This is a genomic window from Flavicella sp. (assembly GCF_029238425.1).
Taxonomy (GTDB): domain Bacteria; phylum Bacteroidota; class Bacteroidia; order Flavobacteriales; family Flavobacteriaceae; genus Flavicella.
Genome location: NZ_JAQWGB010000115.1, coordinates 1 through 3938 on the forward strand (window position 1 = coordinate 1; position 3938 = coordinate 3938).

Annotated in this window: 3 protein-coding genes; all 3 read right to left on the reverse strand. The window is 35.2% G+C overall.

Features of this window, described 5'->3' with window-relative positions; all coding sequences use genetic code 11:
- The coding region (locus P8H68_RS08665; RefSeq protein ID WP_300323587.1) for a tagaturonate reductase at positions 1-1109 on the reverse strand (1109 nt) is incomplete at its 3' end.
- A gap of 50 nt (positions 1110-1159) precedes the next feature.
- Positions 1160-2812, reverse strand: coding sequence for an altronate dehydratase family protein (locus tag P8H68_RS08670; RefSeq protein WP_300323590.1), 1653 nt, complete (start codon positions 2810-2812; stop codon positions 1160-1162).
- Between the two features lie 11 nt (positions 2813-2823).
- Positions 2824-3837: a zinc-binding alcohol dehydrogenase family protein gene (locus P8H68_RS08675; protein WP_300323593.1), complete on the reverse strand. Its 1014-nt coding sequence runs from the start codon at positions 3835-3837 to the stop codon at positions 2824-2826.
- Between the last annotated feature and the right edge of the window lie 101 nt (positions 3838-3938).

The following is a 3938-nucleotide window of genomic DNA, read 5'->3' on the forward strand; positions in this document are numbered from 1 at the left end:
ACTCTTGTTTTAAATTTAGAAGTAGAGTTCAAAGAGATGCTGATAAGCGCATGCTCTAAATATGGATTTCTAAATCTGTCTAAAACATCGTTAGAGAATTGATTCAATTCTTCTTGAGATAAATCTAGAGTAGGACAGATTTCATTAAAAATTGTATTTTTTAGATAGTTCCCAACAACTTCGTCTTCTAACGATTCACGTACTTTGTCGATTCCATATAAATATCCGACTGGAACTAATGTTGTATGCGCTCCATTTAAGATTCTTACTTTACGTGTTCTATAAGGCTCCATATTGTCAGTAAAAACAATATTCAATCCACAAGCTTCAGCAGGGATTTCATCTTTAACAGATGCCGGTCCTTCAATTACCCATAAATGAAATTGCTCCCCTTCAACAACCAAATTATCTTTGTAACCTAATTCTTCCGTAATTGCATCCATTTTGTCTCTAGGGTAACCAGGTACAATTCTGTCCACTAAAGTATTACAGAAAATATTGTCTTCATTGATCCACTCAACAAACTCGTCTCCTAAATTCCAATCAGCAGCGTATTGTAAAATAATTCGTTTTAAATTGTCACCATTTTTATCAATCAATTCACAAGGAATTAAGATCAGTCCCTTATCAGAAGCTCCACCAAAAGTTTGAAATCTTTTATATAATAAAGCCGTTAGTTTTCCTGGATAACTAGATTGTGGTGCATCCTCTAATTTATCATCAGCATTGTAAGAAATACCTGCTTCTGTAGTATTAGAAATTACAAATCGTAAATCAGGGTTTGTAGCCGTTGCTAAATAGTCTGCATGATTTTCGTATGGGTTGATTCCTCTTTGGATACAATCGATAATTTCGTGCTCAGAGATAGCTTCTCCATTCTTGATACCGTTTAAGTATAAAGTGTACAATCCATCTTGATCGTTTAACATTTTAATCAAACCTTGGTCAATTGGCTGAACTGCTACAACACCTGCATCAAAATCAGCTTTTTTGTTCATTTCATGAATCATCCAGTTTGCAAAGGCTCTTAGGAAGTTCCCTTCTCCAAATTGGATTATTCTTTCAGTATATGTTTTTACTGAAGCGTTTGTTCTGTTTAAAGAATTCATAGTATTCTATTTTTAACTTTTAAAATTAAAAGTGTTTGTTAATTCGTTTATTAAAGTGAAACTCCACGTTTCCAAGGAATGAAATCATTATGTCCATGTAAAACTGCCTTTGAAGGAGTTTCTCCACTTGCGACTCTAATTACATGGTCCAAAATCTTTTCTCCCATAGATTCAATCGTATCTTCACCGGTTATAACAGTACCTGTATTTATATCGATGATGTCATTCATTCTTTCATACAGTTTTGTATTACTCGATATTTTTAAGACAGGTGCTACTGGGTTTCCAGTAGGAGTTCCTAATCCTGTAGTAAAAACTACTACATTACATCCAGATCCAACCAATCCTGTAGTAGACTCAACATCATTACCAGGCGTACATAATAGATTCAATCCAGGTTTTGTTATTTGTTCTGTATAATCTAAAACTTCAACAACAGGGGAGGTACCTCCTTTTTTAGCAGCACCAGCTGATTTCATCGCATCAGTAATCAAACCGTCTTTGATGTTTCCTGGAGATGGGTTGTTTTCAAAACCAGATCCAACGGCTACAGCAGCAGCAGAATAAGCTCTCATTAAATCATAGAATTTTTTAGAATCCTTTTCCGTATTACAACGCGTAATAATTTCTTGTTCCACACCATTTAATTCAGGAAATTCAGATAATACTGGGCTACCTCCTAGGGCAACTAATAAATCTGAAGCATATCCTAAAGCAGGGTTTGCAGAAATTCCAGAAAATCCGTCCGAACCACCACATTCAAGTCCAAGTACAATTTTACTAACTGGGGCTGGTTTTCTTTCAATTTTATTAGCTTCTGTTAAACCAACAAAAGTGTGCTTTACGGCTTCTTCAATCAAGCTTCTTTCACTAGAACTTTGTTGTTGTTCTAGATAATGAACTGGTTTTGTATTGTTTGGTGTAATAGCGTCAATGGCATTTTGAAGCATTTCAATTTGTGCATTCTGACAACCTAAACTAAATACGGTTGCTCCGGCCACGTTAGGATTTGCGATGTATCCCGCTAAAAGTTTACATAATGTTTCAGAATCTTGACGAATTCCACCACAACCTCCGTCGTGTTTTAAAAACTTAATTCCATCTACATTAGGGAATACTCTGTTTTTAGTCATTTCTTCTTTTGTAGTAATGATCGGAGTACTGTAAATTTCCTCTGAAGAAGCGCCAGCTTTGTATTGATTGATCAATGCATCTGTATCAACAGCAAAATCTTTTTTAGTCTCGTATCCTAATTTTTCAGAAAGAGCACCTTCCAGAACATCAATATTTCTATTTTCACAGAAAGTTAAAGGAATAACCAACCAGTAGTTTCCAGTTCCAACTTTACCATCTTCTCTATGGTATCCGTTAAAAGTTCTTCCTTCAAATTTGGAAGCATCGGGTGCTGTCCATGTAAATTTTTCTTTTGAATTGTTGAATTCGGCAGAAGCATGCTTTACATTTTCTATAGTAATGGCACATCCAGCTTGAATCGGCTCAATGGCTTTACCAATCAATACACCATACATGAATATTTCATCACCAATGGCGAAATCATTCAAGGCGTATTTGTGTTTTTGTTTGATGTTTTCTTTTAAGATAACTTCTTTTCCTTGGATGGTAGTAGCCATTCCTTTGTCAAGGTTTGTAATGGCTACAATGATATTATCCTTTGGATCTATTTGAACATAATTCTTAGACATCCTGTTATATTTTATAAGTTAAAGTCAACTGTTGCTTTGATTACTCCAGTTTCAGGTTTCAACCAGCTATCGAAGTTTTCAATCATTTCTGTAAAAGGAACATTGTGGGTTATAAACGATTCTGTTGGGAATTGATCCAATACATTGATCACATGCTCAAAATCTTCAGTTGTTGCATTTCTACTGCACATTAAAGTCATTTCTTTAGAGTGTACAGCCGGGTGATTGTAAGTTAAATCACCTTTAGACAATCCAACCAACACAAAGCGTCCACCATGAGACATATAACTAGGTCCAGCTTCTAAGGCAAATTTATTTCCTGATGCATCGAATACAGCAGTACACATATCACCGTTTGTTAATTCGGCAATAGCTTCCGCAGCACCTTCACCAGCTTTTACAGTATATTCAACACCAATTTTTTCTTTAGCATATTCCAAACGTTGTTCGTTCATGTCAATAGCAACCACTTTTGCTCCTGCAATTTGTGCTAATTTCATAATTCCTATTCCAATAGGACCACAACCTACTACAGCAACAGTTTCTCCTGGAGTAATGGCAGCTCTTCTAACAGCATGAGCTCCAATAGCCAAAGGTTCTACAATTGCCATTTGATCATTAGATAAATTGTTGGCAGGTAAAAGAATATCTGCAGGAACAGCTATTTGTTCTTGCATTCCTCCATCACCATGAACACCTAAAACAGTAATATTTGTACAACAGTTTGTTTTTCCATTTCTACAAGCAATACATTTTCCACAGCTAACATATGGCATAACAACAACTTTATCACCTGCTTTGATTCCTCTCGCATTCTCACCAATCTCTAAAACTTCTGAAGCTAATTCATGCCCTAGGATTCTAGGATACGTAAAGAATGCTTGATTTCCAGAGTATGCATGTAAATCCGTACCACAAATTCCAACTTTATTGATCTGTAATAAAGCTTCATTTTCTTTTCTCACTGGAGCTTCTTTTTCTTTCAAAATAAACTCACCTGGTTTCTCGCAAACAATGTATTTCATTCTTTTAATCTTTAGAATTAATTATTTTATTCATATTTCTTCTGCTAGGAAGATTGTATTATTTTAAAACATACTACAACTTGCTACATCGTTTTAGCAAG